General features: G+C 52.5%; 14 protein-coding genes. 10 read left to right on the top strand and 4 right to left on the bottom strand.

What is annotated here, in order from left to right:
• Positions 1–239: 239 nt before the first annotated feature.
• Positions 240–2,051, bottom strand: coding sequence for a cytochrome c biogenesis protein DipZ (locus HMPREF2625_RS07680; protein ID WP_070523621.1), 1,812 nt, complete (start codon positions 2,049–2,051; stop codon positions 240–242).
• A gap of 359 nt (positions 2,052–2,410) precedes the next feature.
• On the opposite strand from HMPREF2625_RS07680, the gene HMPREF2625_RS07675 reads away from it, so the two are divergent.
• From HMPREF2625_RS07675 to HMPREF2625_RS07640, 8 genes are all read left to right on the top strand, one after another.
• Entirely contained in the window at positions 2,411–2,788 is a 378-nt protein-coding gene (locus tag HMPREF2625_RS07675; protein WP_013398938.1) for a hypothetical protein, read from the top strand.
• 121 nt (positions 2,789–2,909) lie between these two features.
• Entirely contained in the window at positions 2,910–3,533 is a 624-nt protein-coding gene (locus tag HMPREF2625_RS07670) for a sigma-70 family RNA polymerase sigma factor (protein ID WP_238382318.1), read from the top strand.
• Positions 3,523–4,449 carry an anti-sigma factor gene (locus HMPREF2625_RS07665; protein WP_037230854.1) on the top strand — a complete coding sequence of 309 codons (927 nt, stop codon included), beginning with the start codon at positions 3,523–3,525 and terminating at the stop codon, positions 4,447–4,449. Before HMPREF2625_RS07670 ends, HMPREF2625_RS07665 begins: the two co-directional genes overlap by 11 nt.
• A gap of 88 nt (positions 4,450–4,537) precedes the next feature.
• The gene (gene ybaK, locus HMPREF2625_RS07660; protein WP_004004504.1) at positions 4,538–5,038 is read left to right on the top strand and encodes a Cys-tRNA(Pro) deacylase; all 501 of its coding nucleotides are present in this window, start codon (positions 4,538–4,540) and stop codon (positions 5,036–5,038) included.
• Entirely contained in the window at positions 5,019–5,579 is a 561-nt protein-coding gene (locus HMPREF2625_RS07655) for a GNAT family N-acetyltransferase (RefSeq protein WP_004004502.1), read from the top strand. The genes ybaK and HMPREF2625_RS07655 overlap by 20 nt, the downstream gene beginning before the upstream one ends.
• Positions 5,580–5,601: 22 nt before the next feature.
• Positions 5,602–6,018: a peptide-methionine (R)-S-oxide reductase MsrB gene (gene msrB / locus HMPREF2625_RS07650; RefSeq protein WP_004004501.1), complete on the top strand. Its 417-nt coding sequence runs from the start codon at positions 5,602–5,604 to the stop codon at positions 6,016–6,018.
• A 173-nt stretch (positions 6,019–6,191) separates the two neighbouring features.
• On the top strand, positions 6,192–7,466 hold the full coding sequence (locus HMPREF2625_RS07645; protein WP_004004500.1) for an HRDC domain-containing protein: 1,275 nt from the start codon (positions 6,192–6,194) through the stop codon (positions 7,464–7,466).
• Between the two features lie 192 nt (positions 7,467–7,658).
• Positions 7,659–8,180 carry a Rieske (2Fe-2S) protein gene (locus tag HMPREF2625_RS07640; RefSeq protein WP_004004499.1) on the top strand — a complete coding sequence of 174 codons (522 nt, stop codon included), beginning with the start codon at positions 7,659–7,661 and terminating at the stop codon, positions 8,178–8,180.
• 139 nt (positions 8,181–8,319) lie between these two features.
• Here HMPREF2625_RS07640 and dxs read toward each other — a convergent pair whose 3' ends face one another.
• The 3 genes from dxs to HMPREF2625_RS07625 form a co-directional block, all read right to left on the bottom strand.
• The gene (dxs, locus tag HMPREF2625_RS07635) at positions 8,320–10,329 is read right to left on the bottom strand and encodes a 1-deoxy-D-xylulose-5-phosphate synthase (protein WP_070523618.1); all 2,010 of its coding nucleotides are present in this window, start codon (positions 10,327–10,329) and stop codon (positions 8,320–8,322) included.
• 164 nt (positions 10,330–10,493) lie between these two features.
• Positions 10,494–12,128 (bottom strand): class I SAM-dependent RNA methyltransferase, encoded by a 1,635-nt coding sequence (locus tag HMPREF2625_RS07630; protein ID WP_070523615.1) that lies wholly within the window; start codon positions 12,126–12,128, stop codon positions 10,494–10,496.
• A gap of 111 nt (positions 12,129–12,239) precedes the next feature.
• Positions 12,240–14,321 carry an APC family permease gene (locus HMPREF2625_RS07625; RefSeq protein ID WP_070523612.1) on the bottom strand — a complete coding sequence of 694 codons (2,082 nt, stop codon included), beginning with the start codon at positions 14,319–14,321 and terminating at the stop codon, positions 12,240–12,242.
• A 97-nt stretch (positions 14,322–14,418) separates the two neighbouring features.
• Between HMPREF2625_RS07625 and HMPREF2625_RS07620 the strand changes: the two genes are divergently transcribed.
• Both HMPREF2625_RS07620 and HMPREF2625_RS07615 read left to right on the top strand, forming a co-directional pair.
• Positions 14,419–15,186 (top strand): potassium channel family protein, encoded by a 768-nt coding sequence (locus tag HMPREF2625_RS07620; protein WP_004004495.1) that lies wholly within the window; start codon positions 14,419–14,421, stop codon positions 15,184–15,186.
• A 12-nt stretch (positions 15,187–15,198) separates the two neighbouring features.
• Positions 15,199–15,852, top strand: a complete 654-nt coding sequence (locus HMPREF2625_RS07615; RefSeq protein ID WP_004004494.1) for a potassium channel family protein — start codon at positions 15,199–15,201, stop codon at positions 15,850–15,852.
• Positions 15,853–15,898: the final 46 nt, after the last annotated feature.

Here is a 15,898-nt window from a genome sequence, read left to right as displayed (position 1 = left end):
GATATAACTTTCTGAGTGACGTCTATGTTACTTGTCTTAAGTTTAGTACGGATGTGCTGAGCTTGCCGCAGCCCGGTACTCGGAGTGCTCTCTCCCTCGGGTACAAATGCGGTGAAAACGCAGTAAAACCCGGGACTATGCGTTTTACGTGGTTTTAGTCATGTGCGATCTAAAACCTTGAAAACACAGTCCCGGGTTTAGTCGTCAGGGGTGAATTCTGCGTGAGATTCGGCAGAGACTTATGAGAAGGTGAGCGAGTACAGCTGCACTCCGGACGAGACCTTGAGCTCAATAACTCCGCTACTTTGCTCATCGCCGCGCACAATGTGGTGGGCGTTGGGAGCACCGTCTACGTGAATCTTTTCCGTTGTACCATTGCGCCGCACTTCGATGGTACCGCTGCCGCCAGCAACAACCTGCGCTCCGTGAGCACGATAGTTAATCCGCAAAGTGCCATCGTTTCCTTGAGGCTCAATACGTTCGGGGGTTATAGACCACGTACCGTTGAGGTCGTATTGGTCAACAGCTAGACGATCTGCCGGTTTGAAGGTTCGGGTTCCGTTAGAGTAGCTTTCTTGCCCCGCAAAGTACATTGCGCGCTTAGAGCCCAGATACGTTTCAGGGGTTCGCGCATCATGCGCGTTTTGTGTTTCCTCTTGTGCATCATCCCTGTGAATAGGGTCTGGAAGCTGCACTTGTGGATTTGCGGCTTTGAGAAGTTCGCGTACCTGTGCCTCGGTCACCTTATGCCCACCTTCACCATAGTGAACAGCACGAAGTTTACCTTCACTATCAATGAGATAGTGTGCAGGCCAATAGCGGTTGCTGTAAGCACGCCAAATAGCATAGTCGTTGTCTTGAACTACCGGGTATTTAATACCTAGGTTCTCAATGCCTGCCTGGACATTCTTACCTTCGTGTTCGAACGCATATTCCGGCGTGTGTACTCCCACTATTTCTAGACCATAATCATGGTATTTGGCGTAGAGCTCATTCAGGTGCGGTGCCGTCCTCTGACAGTTAATGCACGAGTATGCCCAAAAATCAACGAGTGTAACCTTTCCACGCATATGAGCGAGACTTGGCTGATTCTCAGTGTTGAAGTTACCCGTGCCACCTGCTAATTCCGGGGCAGAGCCGCAGTCCTGCAATTTTTCTTCATCGGGTCGGCACGAGCTTATCGACCCACCGGTGGAAGAAGAAATAATATTATTCTGCGTATCTTGACTGATAGTCTGCTCAATCCCTTCCGTATAATTCGGAATTGCGCGCTGCAGCTGGGCGGGAACGTTGAATACTAGTCCGATTGAAAGAGCGATCAAGAGTACACCCGAGGCGGTGCGCACTCCACGCTGGTGGGTGCGGAACGTCTTAACTCGTTCTGCAATGCTTCGCCCCGCAAGAGCAAAGATCAACAGCGGAATAGCTGTTCCGAAAGCAAAAGATAGGGTGAGTGCTACGGTTTCGATACCGATGTTTCCGGTTGCGCCAGCAAGGGTAATAGCTGCAAGAACCGGACCCGCACAGGGCACATAGACGAGACCGAGAGCAAGCCCCATGAGGAAGCCGCCACGTGTGGTGCTGCGTTTCGCTCCGAGCTTTGAGAATTTCGCGAAAGGTTTTTCAAGCAGGCGCTCCAACGGGGGTATAAGCATGCTCAGCCCAACAATAATGAGGAAGGTGATACCTAAAATCCTCAGCGTATCTTGCGGCAAGTGCAGGGCAGCAAGAATAACCGAACCGAGCAGGGTAAAGAGGCTGAAGCTCAGAACGAGCCCGCCTACAACTTGATAGGGACGCCAGCGTGATGCAGTACGCTGCATGGGTGCTGGAGCTGCGTTTCCGAGAACTGCGCTTCTGCGCGAGAATAAGGCTTGCACATTGTCCGCAGAATCTTTTGCTATGCCTGTTTGTCCAAATTCGGTGGATGCAGTGCGCGCTGAATCTGCACCGCCAGTGACGAGAATAACGGGCAAGATAGGCAGGATGCAGGGCGAGATCCCAGTGATAAGACCACCGAGTATGCCTAGGATGATGAGCGATAACAGCATAGTTATTTTCCTCATGGATTGGTAATGCGAGGCGATGCTGCCTCACGTGTTGTCATGGTTATATTCGGAACGAACTGCGGTTTCGGTTTGGTTGAAATTATTTTTATAGCGATGCCTGCACAATTGACAGCATCTTAATGAGGCCTTTTACTCCGCAATATTCAAGCTCATGGAAGTTTTTCTCAAGGTGTTGCGAGAGGTAGTCAGATACATCACTTAAAAAATTTTCTGAGGTTTTGCAATCCGAGCGGGCTGAATGTTCCGAATACCTAATGAGTCCAGTTTAGGATTCTGAATATTTTGCAATGGTACGGGCGCTCCTCCGCGTTACCTGTGCCGATATAAGATTGGAGTTACGTATGTCCGTTATTCTTCGCACTGCGTCTTTTGCAGCTGTTTCTCTAGCCCTCGTTGCTGGTGTTTCTGCATGTTCTTCTAACGCTTCTGATCAGAACTCATCGCCAAGCGCATCGTCGAGCTCTTCTGCATCATCCACCCCCTCTTCTTCTGCCATGATGAGTTCAGACGCTATGATGTCTCCTTCAGCTATGCCAAGCCAGTCTGCCATGTCTGGGGACAAGATGGATGGCGACCACGGCAAGATGGACGGCGATAAAATGCAGGGAGATCATGACAGCATGAAGCATGATGACAATAAGATGGACGGTGACAAAGGAGGCAAGATGGAAAACAAAGACGCCATGATGTCTCCTTCGGCTTCCGCCATGTCGAAGTAATATTTTGCCGGTATGCTGCTTTACACCCTGGAATATTTTCTAGGGTGTAAAACATACCTAAACTTCGCTTATCACCGACACAATAATCAAATGTCATCATAGGGCGTGAGATGATATGACCATGACTTTTTTGGATCGTCAGGTGACTTCGGCGTATCAAGAAGCTCAAAAAGCCACCCAAATTCCTCAGGAATATCAGCGCTTAACTGCGTTGATGGAGTGTGCTGCCGCAGGAAACGAACACTGTTTTGAAGCTCTATACGATGCGCTTGTTCCGCGTCTGTACGCGCTTATTAACCGCATTCTTCATAACCGAACGCATGCGGAAGAAGTTACTCAAGAAGTTTTTCTAGAAATATGGCAAAAAGCGCCTTTATACCGTGCAGAACGGGGTACTGTGTTGTCGTGGGCTGCAACTATTGCTCACCGCCGTGCGGTTGATAGGGTGCGCTCCGTTGCAGCCTCCACAGAACGTGATTTCACACGCGGTCTTGAGGAGTATCGCGAATCTTATCATCATGTTGATGACGCAATAGCTGCTTTTATGGATACGGAGGAGGTTCATCATGCTCTATCGGGTATTCCACGCGAACAAGCGCAGCTGCTCACTATGGCATATTTCGGAGGTAAATCACAGCGCGAGATCTCCGATGAAACGGGCATTCCTCTAGGAACTGTCAAAACCCGCATGCGCGCTGGCATGCAGAAACTACGTGAACGATTGGAGGGCACCCGTGAGCACTAAAGACTATCCCGAAGATTTCCCCGATAAACTCGACTACGCCCTCCACACGCTTTCACCAACGCAACGTATAGCGTTTGAATCGTGGGCCCCCAAACACGAACGCGAAGATGCTAAGGCCGATGCTGCGGTTCTCTCTGAGGTTTTTGGTACTTCGCTCACTCCGCAAGAACCGTCCGCTGAGCTTAAAGCTCGTGTGATGGCTCAGGTTGCACATACCGAGCAAATCCAGCCAGTTAATGAGCTAGGTACAGATGATGTGAATGCCGAGCATAAGAGTGATCATGCCGATTCCGAAGGTTACTTTGCATCAGATAATGCAGACAACGCTCAAGCTATCGCAGACTCAGAGGATTCCGTTTATGCACGAGCTAAACGGCGTTGGTTCGGGGCTCAGGGTAAATTCTCACCATCTCGCATGACGGCTGCGGCAAGTATTATTATCGCTGCTGGTCTGGGCATATGGGGTTTCACGCAGCATCAGCAACTAGAACGTACCTCCCAGGAGCTTCAAGCCGCGAGGGTGTCCTCTTCGGCTCCAGCACATCCGGCAGCTGCACGACCTGGCGACCAGTCGATCGTCGAGCAAATCAGCATGGCTCCTGACCTTTCAATGGCCCAAGGTAAAGTCAACGGTATGCCAGTATCGGTCATGTACTCCCCTTCCCACAACATGGCGGGTGTTTCAACGACAAATCTGCCTGCGCTACCCGAAGGAAAGGTCTATAAGCTCTGGTTTTACGATGCTCAGGGCAATATTGTGGGATCTGGAATCCTCAATTCTGCTGGTCGCGGTGCAGGGATCACAACCATGACAGAGCACGATCTGAGTACAGTCACCGACTTTGGTATCTCAATTGAAGATGAATCGGCTAATTCTCCTAGTCAGAAACCCGCTATGTTGGAAAACGTTGTGTAGCCTAACGCTTGCAGGCGCCCCATCCATACGCAGGTAAAGGTGATACATACCTTAGGGGTTCACCTCACGTTTTCGTAGAATAGTCTTCATGGCTAAAAAGAATAAAAGCGGCAAGAAAGGTGCCTCCACCGCTGCGGTCGCGCTCTTGAAGGAAACTAAGACTCCTTTTGAGATTCGTGAGTATGAGCATGTGGAGGGAGAAACCTCCTTTGGGCTGGAGGCCGCGCAGAAACTTGGCGCCAATCCTGAGCAGGTATTCAAGACGCTTCTGATTGTTCATGACAAAGATTTTGCGGTGGCGGTAGTGCCAGTGAGCGGGCAGCTAAACCTGAAGGCGGCGGCACACGCCCTTGGTTGGAAGAGTGCCTCCATGTGTGATCCGAAGGTTGCCGAGCGCCGCACCGGGTATGTGGTGGGTGGTATTTCGCCGTTAGGGCAGAAAACTCCTTCCCCCACACTCTTAGATGCCAGCGCCGAGCAGTATCAAACTATCTTGGTCTCTGGCGGTAAACGCGGGCTTGATATTGAGCTCTCCCCCGCCGACTTGCTTAAACTCACCGGCGGCAACTATGCGCCTCTTCGCGCCTGAGCAGCCGTGTCTTGAGCTGCGGATCCCTGCCGCCGCCGAATGGTATGCGCTGTTCAGGGATACGCGCGTCATGGAGTATTTGGGGCGACCCGCAGATTCACTCGCCCACTATGAGGATATGGTGGTGCGGGCTCGCGCCGAATACGAGCGGGAAGGTTTCTGCCTCTACACGGTGCTGGCCAACGGTGAGGTGGCTGGTTTCACCGGAGCCCACCGGTGGTTGAATGATTGGGGTCCGGTCGGAGAGATTGAGCTGGCTTGGCGGCTTGGGTGCGCTTTCTGGGGTGAGGGCATCGCCACCCGCGCCGCCCAGCAGGTAATGGGTGAGCTTGCGGAGGCTGGGCATCAGCAAGTATTTGCTGTTATTCACGCCCGCAACCGGGCGTCGATGGCAGTGGCTCAACGTTTGGGGATGCACCAGCGCAGCAACTACGAGGCGCGACTAAAAGGCTTGAACCTGCCCGTTACCGAATGGGTCACGGACCTGTACCACCGGGAACAAAACCCGAGCCAGCACCGTTATAACGACGACAGCTCATAAGAGAAGATTTGAAGGAGTAGCAGTGGGAAATTCACTACCGGGTGTCGGTAAAATTGCGAAGAATTGGCGTGAAGTTCTCAAGCCCGAAGAGTACGCGGTACTGCGTGAAGGCGGCACCGAACGAGCCTTCACCGGCGAATACTGGGACACGAAAACTGAGGGTGTGTATTCGTGCCGAGCCTGCGGCACCGAGCTTTTCCGCTCTGCTGAGAAGTTTGAGTCGCACTGCGGCTGGCCCTCTTTCTTCGCCCCGCTTGCAGAAGAACGCGTGCGGTATCTGGAAGATACTACGTTCGGGATGCGCCGGGTAGAGGTGCGTTGTGCCGCCTGCGATTCGCATCTGGGCCACGTGTTTGAAGGTGAAGGATACGATACTCCGACTGATCTGCGGTATTGCATCAATTCTGTCTGTCTCACATTGGAACCGCAGAAGTCGTAAGCTAGAGCTATTTACGAGACAATACTGCTGTTAGCCCGGTGCCGATCCTTGGGTTTTCGGTATATTTGAAGAAAAATGTAACGCACAGCGGCAACGGGTAGAATGGTGGAGTTATTGTTTTCAGCCCCGTCGAGGGAGCTACCAGAAACGGATATTCAAGGAACCACTTTCAGATGAGTCTCAGCCCGAGTACCGAGCCTATCAAACTCCCACCTATGCTCGGATTACCTGCTGATTTCACAGTTCCCGATGTTATTCCGCTAACTACCCCGTCAGTTCCGGTCCCCTCCATTATCAACACGGAGAGGGCGCTTGAACGTGCTGCTGAATCTTTGCGTGCTGCATCCGGCCCGGTTGCAGTCGATACGGAACGCGCACAGGGTATACGGTACGGGATCAGGGCTTTCTTGGTGCAGCTGAAACGCGAAGATAAGCTCTACCTGATCGATCCCGAAGCTTTCTCTGACCTTAGGATCATCAACGATGCTCTAGCAGATGCCGAATGGATTATTCACGCAGCAACCCAGGATTTTCCGAGTCTGGATCTTCTTGGAATGCGACCGCGTCTTCTCTTTGATACCGAGCTCGGTGCACGTTTAGCGGGCCTGGAACGGGTGAACCTGGGAGCTGTTGTCGAAGAGCTTCTGGGATACAAACTTGAGAAAAAGCACTCCCAAGAAGACTGGTCACAACGTCCTTTGCCAGAGTCTTGGCTGAACTACGCATGCCTTGATGTTGATGTACTGGCAGATTTACGCGATGCCTTGGAAGAGGTTTTAGAAGACCAGGGAAAACTTGAGTATGCCCGCCAGGAATTTGCCTATCTCTGTTCACTGCCGCCCGCCGACCCTGCTGCGAAGAAAGCCGAACGGTGGAGGAAAACGAAGGGACGGAACACGCTCCGGTCCGTACCGCAACTAACAGCCCTGCGGAATCTTTGGTTCGAGCGCGATAAATTAGCGCAGAAGAAAGATATAGATTCTAAGGCTTTACTCTCAGATGCCGCACTTGTTGAGGCTGCGCAGAAAATGCCTCGTAATGTACCAGCTATCATGGCGATTCCGGGGTTCCGTACTCGACTGTTGAAACGTGAAGGTCCCCGCTGGGTGCGTGCGATAGTATCAGCTTCTCGGGGTGAGGACCCGGCGCCCTACACCATTCCGGCAACCGCCCCTCCCCCGCTTAAGGCTTGGGAAACGAAACGCCCTATTTCACTAGAGATTCTTAGCGAAGTGCGGAAGATAGTACAACGGGAGTCAGAGCGGCTCAATATTCCAGCACAGAATATTATCAGTGCTGATTGTATACGGCGTCTGTGCTGGGATCCGCCCGAGCCTTACTCTCAAGAGGCCCTTCTTGAGGCTCTTCGCTCGCATGATGTGCGCCCGTGGCAGATTGAAATCCTCGCCCCGGATCTTCATGAAGTTTTCCAGCGACACCTTGGCTAATGCCTTAACACATGGATCTCTCAACCCAAGAAAAATATGGAGGCGCACGCCACACAACAAAACGGCTTATTCGCGTGCATACGATTTATCCTCTAGATTTATAAGAGAGCGACACGCAGCTATCCCACAGGTACGGTCGCCTCAGCATCACATAAGCCCGGCTTCACACACCGGGGAATTCAAGGAGGAACGATGAACGAAGTACCATCGTGCACCTGTTCGTGCGCACAATCAGAAATTTCTGCGCACGAGCCGAACTCTCAGAGCATTCAGGAGCTGGAGCATAAACTTTCGCGCCGAAATGCACTCGTAGCGGGGGCTACAGCTACCGCAGGGGCTCTTGCTTTAAGCGCCTGTGCCGAAGGTTCCAGCGGTGGTGGAGGAGGCGGCGGTAACGGTGCTGCCGGGCCAGAGTCCCCCACCGATATTGCGGCAGTTTCGGAGGTACCCGTCGGCAAAGCGGCGAAACTTACCAAAGGCGGCGTTACCGTTATCGTATCTCAGCCTGAAAACGGTGTCTTCAAGGCTTTTAGTTCCACCTGCACCCACCAAGGATGCCAACTCAACGTACAAAACAACAGCCAAATTGTGTGCCCATGCCATGGTTCTCAGTTTGCGCTCGCCGATGGCTCAGTCAAAGGTGGTCCTGCCGAGTCGCCGTTGAAATCCTATAAAGCAGAGGTGAAAGACGGCAGGATCATTGTTGGAGGATAATACCTTTCACATATGGGTATTGACGGTATATTAGTTTTCAACGTCTAGATTTCGTGTCAATAAAAACGTTAGGGGGTGTGTGAAAATCTACACACCCCAACGTTTTATTTTTTGCACTCGGTCAATCACCACAAGAAAATTACTGGGTATGCCGCGGTTTTTGTCCTTCCTCGCGTGCGAAGGGAACCTTATCGCCCGCAAGCTGCGCGAGAATATCGGCAGTAATGGTTTCCGCGCACAAACCAACATCTTCCAGGATTTCCTCACGTGACGCATGCGGTATAAATTCTGCCGGTAAGCCGAGCTCACTCAACGCCGTATCCACGCCAGCCGCACGCATCTCTTGGCGAATGCGTGAACCCACACCGCCCGCGCGCACACCATCTTCGAGAGTCACCACGATGCGGTGGTCTCGCGCAAAATCCACCACCGAATGCGGAACCGGCATAACCCATCGCGGATCAATCACCGTCGAATGGATGCACTGCTCGGCAAGGCGTTCAGACACTTCGAGCGCTACCCGTGCCATAGCGCCAACGGCAACAAACAGCACATCGCGCTGCCCAGTTTCAGGATGCGGCCGCCCGGTGCGGGTCAGCACATCCACCCCGTCAGAGCGGCGTTCCAGGGCAGTAATATCTTCACCCACCGACCCCTTTGGGTACCTGACAACGGTCGGTGCATCATCAATAGCGACGGCTTCACGAAGCGCTTCACGAAGCGTCGCAGCATCGCGTGGAGCGGCCAAGTTTAACCCAGGAATAAACTGCAGAAGCGATAAGTCCCACATGCCGTGGTGACTTGCGCCGTCAGGTCCAGTAATACCGGAGCGGTCAAGAACCAGAGTCACGCCCGCCTTGTGAAGGGCAACATCCATCAAGAGCTGATCGAAGCCGCGGTTTAAGAAGGTCGCATAGAGCGCTACCACAGGATGCATACCGCCGTATGCCAAGCCCGCACTCATCGCAACGGCGTGCTGTTCTGCGATACCAACATCAATGACTCTGTTCGGATGCGCTTGCGCGAATTCACGTAGGCCAACAGGGATGAGCATGGCACCGGTAATGCCCACAATGTCCTCGCGTTCATCCGCGATCTGTTTGATCTCACGACCGAAAACACTCGTCCATGACTCTTCAGTGCTGGTTGAGACAGGCTTACCGGTAAGAGGATCAATCCGTCCTACCGCATGGAATTGATCATCATCATTCGCACGTGCCGGAGCGTAGCCGTGTCCTTTCTCCGTAATAGCGTGCACAATCACCGGGCCGCCGTAGTTCTTAGCGGCACGCAAGGCGGTCTCAACAGCTTCTTGATCGTGCCCATCAATTGGACCAACATATTTCATGCCGAGATCTTCAAAAATACCCTTGGGGACCACAACGTCCTTAATACCGACCTTCATGCCGTGCAGCCCCCGGTAAATCATCTGCCCCAGCGGCCCACCACGCTGCAGACCACGGCGCATAGCATCAAGTGCCCGATCGTATCGATGGTCAAGACGCATACGGTCAACCTGCTGCTGCACCTCGTGCTTAAGTGCCGTCAGCTGGTTAGCAAAACCGCCAATAGTAGGCGCATACGATCGACCATTGTCATTGACTACAATAACGACTTTACGACTACGGTCGGCAGCGATATTATTCACGGCTTCCCAGGCCATGCCTCCGGTCAACGCACCATCACCGATTAAAACCACCGTATAGCGGTCATTTTCTCCGTTGAGAGCGTAGGCGCGTGAAATACCATCAGCCCAGGAAATTGATGATGAAGCGTGCGAGGACTGAATAATATCGTGTTCAGACTCGCCACGGTCCGGGTACCCCGACAAACCGCCCTTTTGGCGCAGGGTGTCAAAGGCGTGACGACCAGTCACCAGCTTGTGTACATAGGACTGATGCCCTGTATCAAAGAGAATAGAATCGTGGGGCGAATTAAAAATACGGTGGATACCAAGAGTCAGCTCAACAACGCCAAGATTGGGACCTAAATGACCACCCGTTGCAGAAACATTCGTTACTATAAACTGACGGATCTCTTCAGCGAGTTCACGCAGCTGCTCGTAGCTGAGGGGGCGCAAATCCCGAGGTTCACGAATATCGGACAAGAACCCTGAGGATTCCTTGTTCGCCTCGTTCTCAGCAGACATACACTCTCCTTCTGCACAGTTGAGGTCAACAATGTACCTCTAGGTCTAACAGTTAAATTCTAACGGGTTGGGCTATATATACCCATTTGAAGGTTGCCGAAAAAAGTCATGGTTACCGTGTTCTCCATCTTAGGTACATACAGTTTTGCTGTATCTACGGGAATTTACTTATGACGTTTTGACAGACGCGCCGGACGAATACGCGCAGGCGCACGGTGAAAAAGAGCGAGCGTCTCAACATGATGCGTATTAGGGTACATATCAAATGCCCGTACCTGTACGAGATCCCAGCCTAGTTCACGCAAAATAGCTGTATCGCGTCCTAAGGCTGCAGGATCACATGCCACATATAGAATGCGCCCGGGTTTGAGTTCGTTGAGGCGTTCCAAAACTTTGCGGTTTGCCCCTTCACGAGATGGGTCAAGTACCACGGCATCCGGGGTAGGTATCTGACCAAGGCTATGTGCTGCTTTAAGATCTTGAAGGCTTTGTGCAACGTCTCCGCGAATAACCTCAACACGGGTTTCCTTGGAGTTATCGCTTCGGGAAGGACCATCCGGCGCGAAGTTGGAACGCGCATCACGGTGCGTTACCGGGGAACCTTCAACGCTGATAACCGTTCCTTCTGATCCGACAGCATCCGCGAGCGCTGCTGTAAATAGCCCAGCACCGGCGTATAGGTCGAGGGCGCATTCGCCTAAGGTTGGGCGGAGCATGGTTAACATGGTGCCCATGAGAGTTGAGGGGGCACAGCGGTGAATCTGCCAGAAGCCACCTGCGGAAACCTGATAGCTGAACCTTCGCGGACCAAAACTTACTTCTTCGGTTACGGAACGTAACCCACCGCCAAGGAGTATATCTCCCTGACGCACACGCCGATAAGGGCTATGCACGCTGGGCTGCCCCGAACGCTTGCTCGGTTTTGCTTTCGATCCGCTATAGGGGGTGAAGAAAAGCGAGATTTTACGCTTAGCAAGCTCGCCCCAAAGCTGGATGCACTGCCTTTCAATCTCTTTGGCGACATGGGTTGTCTCAAACCGGGGGTCAACCATGAATTGGAGCAGAATACGCCCACGTGAAGACAGTGTTGCTTCCAGTTCTCGAACGCCCCGCAGGTTGAGCTTGTGAAGTTCTAGATCACGTAATTCGCGTGCCACGAGGGGAAAATCAACGACGGGTACCGGTTGCGAGCTGTGGTAGGGGTACATGCCGATGCGCCAATACGTGGTACCGTCTTCAATGCTTTTAGCGGTGGTGTACCGTATACGAGATCGCCAGGAGAGGTCGCCTTCGACGAGGTCTCGATTAGGCATAGACTCAACGATAAGGTTTGTTAAGAGTGGTGATTCTAGAGGGATGCCGCCTAGGCGATGAAGCTGAGTTCGTACGATCTCGGCTTTGTAACGCCGTTGTTCAGAGGGTTCTAGGTGTCCATATTCCATCCCACCAAGAAGCTCTGCTATGCCGGTGAGTTTCTGACGTTCTTCGGGGGTTTTGAGGGCATCTGCCTGTGCCCAGGGATGCTTACGGCGCACTGGTGCAGGCACTTTGACGGCTACAACATCTGCAAAGTAGAAACGGTTTTTTGGGCCTATTGCGGTAATCCGAACTTGGGCTTCTTCACCCACTACACCGTGCCTTACGAAAACGACCCCGGCGTGCGTACGTGCAACGAGTGCACCTCCGTGGGCGGGTGTTTCACAGGTTACCTGGATTAGATCGCCTATAGTGTACCCCTGCTCCGAGGTAACGTTATCCGCACCGGAGTCACGTACTGTGCTGGTTTCAGGGGTGTTCACGCGTCTTCTCCTTACAGAATTCTGATGTGAAGCATTCTACACCGCTTATTTTTAAATAACCGTTCAACCCTGCCATAAGCATGAGAAAATCTCAAGGGTTCTCATGGAATATCACGTTTTTTCTGTGTGGGTTGAGCCCCGATACATCGTATCGTTTTTATGGGAGTGAACGGAGGTATCAATGTCCTCGGTATCAATGGACGTTGCATTCTCATGAATGCTCCACGGAACAGTCACAAGAATAACATTAGGCTCTTGCTCTAAAACTTTCTTAAGCTGTTTGACAGTTCGCGGATGAATGAGGCGCTGCCACCAATGTTCCGGAACAAACTCTGGAATGTAAACGGCAATAACATCCCGCGATGTATTGTTCTGAATACGGCGCACATAGTTATGTACGGCTTGGACGGTATCGCGGTAGGGTGAGTCAATCACCGAGAGTCGTACAGGAATCCGCATGCGATCCCAGCGAGTCTTCACATCGTCAAGAGTGGCCTGGTCGTTATTAACGGTCAGAGCTTCCAGCGTTGAAGGATGGGATGCGCGCGCATAGGCTAGGGCACGAAGCACGGGTTTGTTGAGATCTTTCGTGTAAACAATGGCGTGAACCCGTGAAGGCAGCGAGGATAGATCGGCGGATTCTAGATCTTCATATGGTATTTCTGCCGCTTTGATGACGGCATCGTAGTGTTTACGGGTTATCATCATGCCCCCGAACAAGGTAGCGATTATAAGAAGCGAAAGCCAGGCACCTGCCATGAACTTAGTGACAATAACAGTAATAAGTACAGCGGCGGTCACGATAACCCCGATGATACTGACGGCTAGGTCACGGATCAGGTGTCGGCGCGAAGTAAATGCCAGTGTAATGCGCAGTTTTCGGATGCGGTAGCTCACTACCGATCCCTGAGTGAGCAGCATCGAGAGGAACATACCCACGAGATAGAGCTGAATGAGCGAGAAAATATCCGAGCCAAAAAGCAGCGTTAGACATGTTGCCATAACAGCCAGCAGGAGAACCCCGTTACGGTAGAGGCCCACAGAGTTGATACTCCGTAGCTGAACTGGCAGATACCTGCGATCAGCGAGAGCAGATGAACTCAACGGAAAACCGATAAAAGCTGTAAAAGACGCTATGGTCAGCACTGCAACTGTGGCAAAAACAAGCAGCTGAGGTATGAGCGGGGCACCATCATAGATAGCGAGTGCTATCTGATAGAGCGCGGGTTTCTGGTGGAAGAATTCGCCCGGCGCGCGCCCCTCAATCAACAAATATTGTGTGGTGTCATGCACCATAGTAACGCCGGTAACTTGGGCTATGTAAAGTATGCTGACGAGAAGCACACCCGTTATGGTACCCATAATCATGAGGGTGAGGGCGGCATTATGTTTTTTGGGGCGCCGGAAGAAACGCACGGAGTTTGAGATCGTGGAAACTCCGGAGAGCGCAACTGCACCCGCTGAAAAAGACCGTGAGATCAAGAAGAAGAACGCTATGCCAATCAGCTGTGAATCGACGTTTTCGGGGAGTACCGAGTAGTTTGCCGATTCTGCTTTAGCAAGCACACCCATCCAGGATTTGATAATTCCAATGCACAGCGTAACGCCTAGGATCGCGAGGAAAATATAGAGCGGCCAGTGTGCTATCTTTCCCATGAGTTGTAGACCGCGCAGAGACACTACGGTCAAAATAATGATGAGCAGTATTGCGATGGCGCTGCGATGATCTTGTAATTCTGGGTAGAGTGCCACCAGGAATGTTGCCGCCGACGACATGGAAACGGCAACCGTAAGCACGAAATCAAGAAGTACCGAGGCCCCCAAAATAACGGCGGGTTTACTGCCCAACCGCCGATGCACTAGTTCAAAGTCGCCTTCGGCAGCGACCTGATTAATGTTGTATCGGTAGGTGCCTACGATCATAAGACCTACGACGGCGACCGCTAACCCAACCCAGGGGGCATAGACAATGGCTGCGTTACCCGCAACGGCGAGCATCAGAATAATCTCGTCGGCGGCGTATGCGACAGATGAAATACCGTCAGAGCCGAAAAGGGGTAGGGCAAAACGCTTAGGCAGCGACATGGCCGCTACTTGACGCGAATCTACCGGCTTACCGGTGAAGGCGCTGCGAATTTTTTCCCAACGATATTTCACAGGTTTAAGGCTATCCGCCTGCGGGGTAAAGCTCAATTTTATTTGCCGCGTGTTTCGCAGGTTATCGGGCGTTTAGTGGTCTTACTCGGTACACTTAACAGGAAAACCGGTCGTCTGTTGAGGAGGAAAGCACATGCCCCATTTCGTCATTATGGGTTCTGGTCGTGTGGGAGTTATGCTTGCCCGTACTCTAGAGGCTTCGGGGCATACGGTAGCCGTTATCGATCAAGATGAGCGAGCTTTCCAGCCCTTGCGTAAAGGGTTCAGCGGGCAGTTGGTGACCGGTGTCGGTTTTGACCAAGAAACGCTCAAACAGGCGGGTATTTCGGACGCGTATGCTTTTGCTGCTGTATCTTCGGGAGATAATTCAAATATTATTGCCGCCCGCGTGGCGCGTGAGACTTTCAAAGTAAAAAATGTTGTTGCCCGAGTCTACGACCCAAATCGCGCCGAATTCTTTCAGCGTCTAGGTATTCCCACTGTAGCCGCCGTTCGGTGGTCAACGGATCAGGTACTTCGTCGTCTGTTACCGGAGCAGGCACTCAAGGGGGATTTTCGGGAGCCATCGGGCAGGCTCATGCTTACTGAGATTCCACTGCATGAACAATGGGCAGGTCATGCACTCGTGGATATTGAGCGTGCTGCCGGGGTGCGCATCGCCTACATTACCCGATTCGGTGAAGGCATGCTGCCACGTCCAGATACCGCCTATCAGCAGGGAGATACCGTACACATTATGATGCGCACGGACGATATTAACGAAGTCTCTCGGATTCTTTCGCGGTCGCCTCGTACTGATGAAGACGTCGAGTACAGTACCGATCCCCGGCTGGATTGGTTCCATGCGAAGCCGATAGACCCGGCGCAGCACCCCAGCGATCGCCGTCGCCCGAAAGCATAAGGAGCTTATAACATGAAGGTACTTATTGTTGGGGCCGGTTCCGTGGGAGCATCTATCGCTAAGGAACTCAAGGCGAATGGGCACACGGTCACTATTATTGATTCCAAGCCTGAGATGAAAAAACGTACCGACCTGCCGGGGGTGCGCTGGCATATTGGTGACGCCTGTGAGCTATCTGTTTTGCGCCAGGTTCACCCGAATACCGCTGATGTGATTGTTGCCGCCACCGGTGACGACAAAGTTAATCTGATGGTATCTCTACTGTGCCGCAGCGAGTTTGGTGTACAACGCACTGTAGCGCGTGTGAATAATCCCCGGAATGAGTGGCTTTTCGATGATGCCTGGGGCGTGGATGTGGCAGTTTCCACTCCGCGTTTGATGACGGCTCTCGTGGAGGAAGCCGTCGAGGTGGGCGATGTGGTACGTCTGCTTACACTTCAGGCCGGCGGGGCGACGTTGGCGGCGTATACGGTACCGCTCGATCATCCTGTGATTGGCTACAGGATAGACCATGTGCAATGGCCAACCGATACGGTACTCACCGCCATCTTGCGCGATGGTGTTCCGGTTGCACCTTCCGCCGATGTTGTTATTGAGGGTGGCGACGAACTTTTCTTCATCACAACGCTTGACGGAGAAGACCAAATTCGGGCGCTCTTCGCCTAGATTATCTCTCCCCTCCTAGAGCACCAACGAAAACGAGCTATTTCTC

It is taken from the genome of Rothia sp. HMSC064D08 (genome assembly GCF_001809525.1).
Taxonomy (GTDB): Bacteria; Actinomycetota; Actinomycetes; order Actinomycetales; family Micrococcaceae; genus Rothia; species Rothia dentocariosa.
This window is presented reverse-complemented; position numbering and strand designations above follow the sequence as displayed.

What these genes read in the sequence shown, in the direction of transcription:
- HMPREF2625_RS07640 (WP_004004499.1), top strand. Translation starts at nt 7,659, where the DNA reads ATGAACGAAGTACCATCGTGCACCTGTTCGTGCGCACAATCAGAAATT.
- dxs (WP_070523618.1), bottom strand. Translation starts at nt 10,329, where the DNA reads ATGTCTGCTGAGAACGAGGCGAACAAGGAATCCTCAGGGTTCTTGTCC.
- ybaK (WP_004004504.1), top strand. Translation starts at nt 4,538, where the DNA reads ATGGCTAAAAAGAATAAAAGCGGCAAGAAAGGTGCCTCCACCGCTGCG.
- HMPREF2625_RS07655 (WP_004004502.1), top strand. Translation starts at nt 5,019, where the DNA reads ATGCGCCTCTTCGCGCCTGAGCAGCCGTGTCTTGAGCTGCGGATCCCT.
- HMPREF2625_RS07615 (WP_004004494.1), top strand. Translation starts at nt 15,199, where the DNA reads ATGAAGGTACTTATTGTTGGGGCCGGTTCCGTGGGAGCATCTATCGCT.
- HMPREF2625_RS07645 (WP_004004500.1), top strand. Translation starts at nt 6,192, where the DNA reads ATGAGTCTCAGCCCGAGTACCGAGCCTATCAAACTCCCACCTATGCTC.
- HMPREF2625_RS07675 (WP_013398938.1), top strand. Translation starts at nt 2,411, where the DNA reads ATGTCCGTTATTCTTCGCACTGCGTCTTTTGCAGCTGTTTCTCTAGCC.
- HMPREF2625_RS07680 (WP_070523621.1), bottom strand. Translation starts at nt 2,051, where the DNA reads ATGCTGTTATCGCTCATCATCCTAGGCATACTCGGTGGTCTTATCACT.
- HMPREF2625_RS07670 (WP_238382318.1), top strand. Translation starts at nt 2,910, where the DNA reads ATGACTTTTTTGGATCGTCAGGTGACTTCGGCGTATCAAGAAGCTCAA.
- HMPREF2625_RS07620 (WP_004004495.1), top strand. Translation starts at nt 14,419, where the DNA reads ATGCCCCATTTCGTCATTATGGGTTCTGGTCGTGTGGGAGTTATGCTT.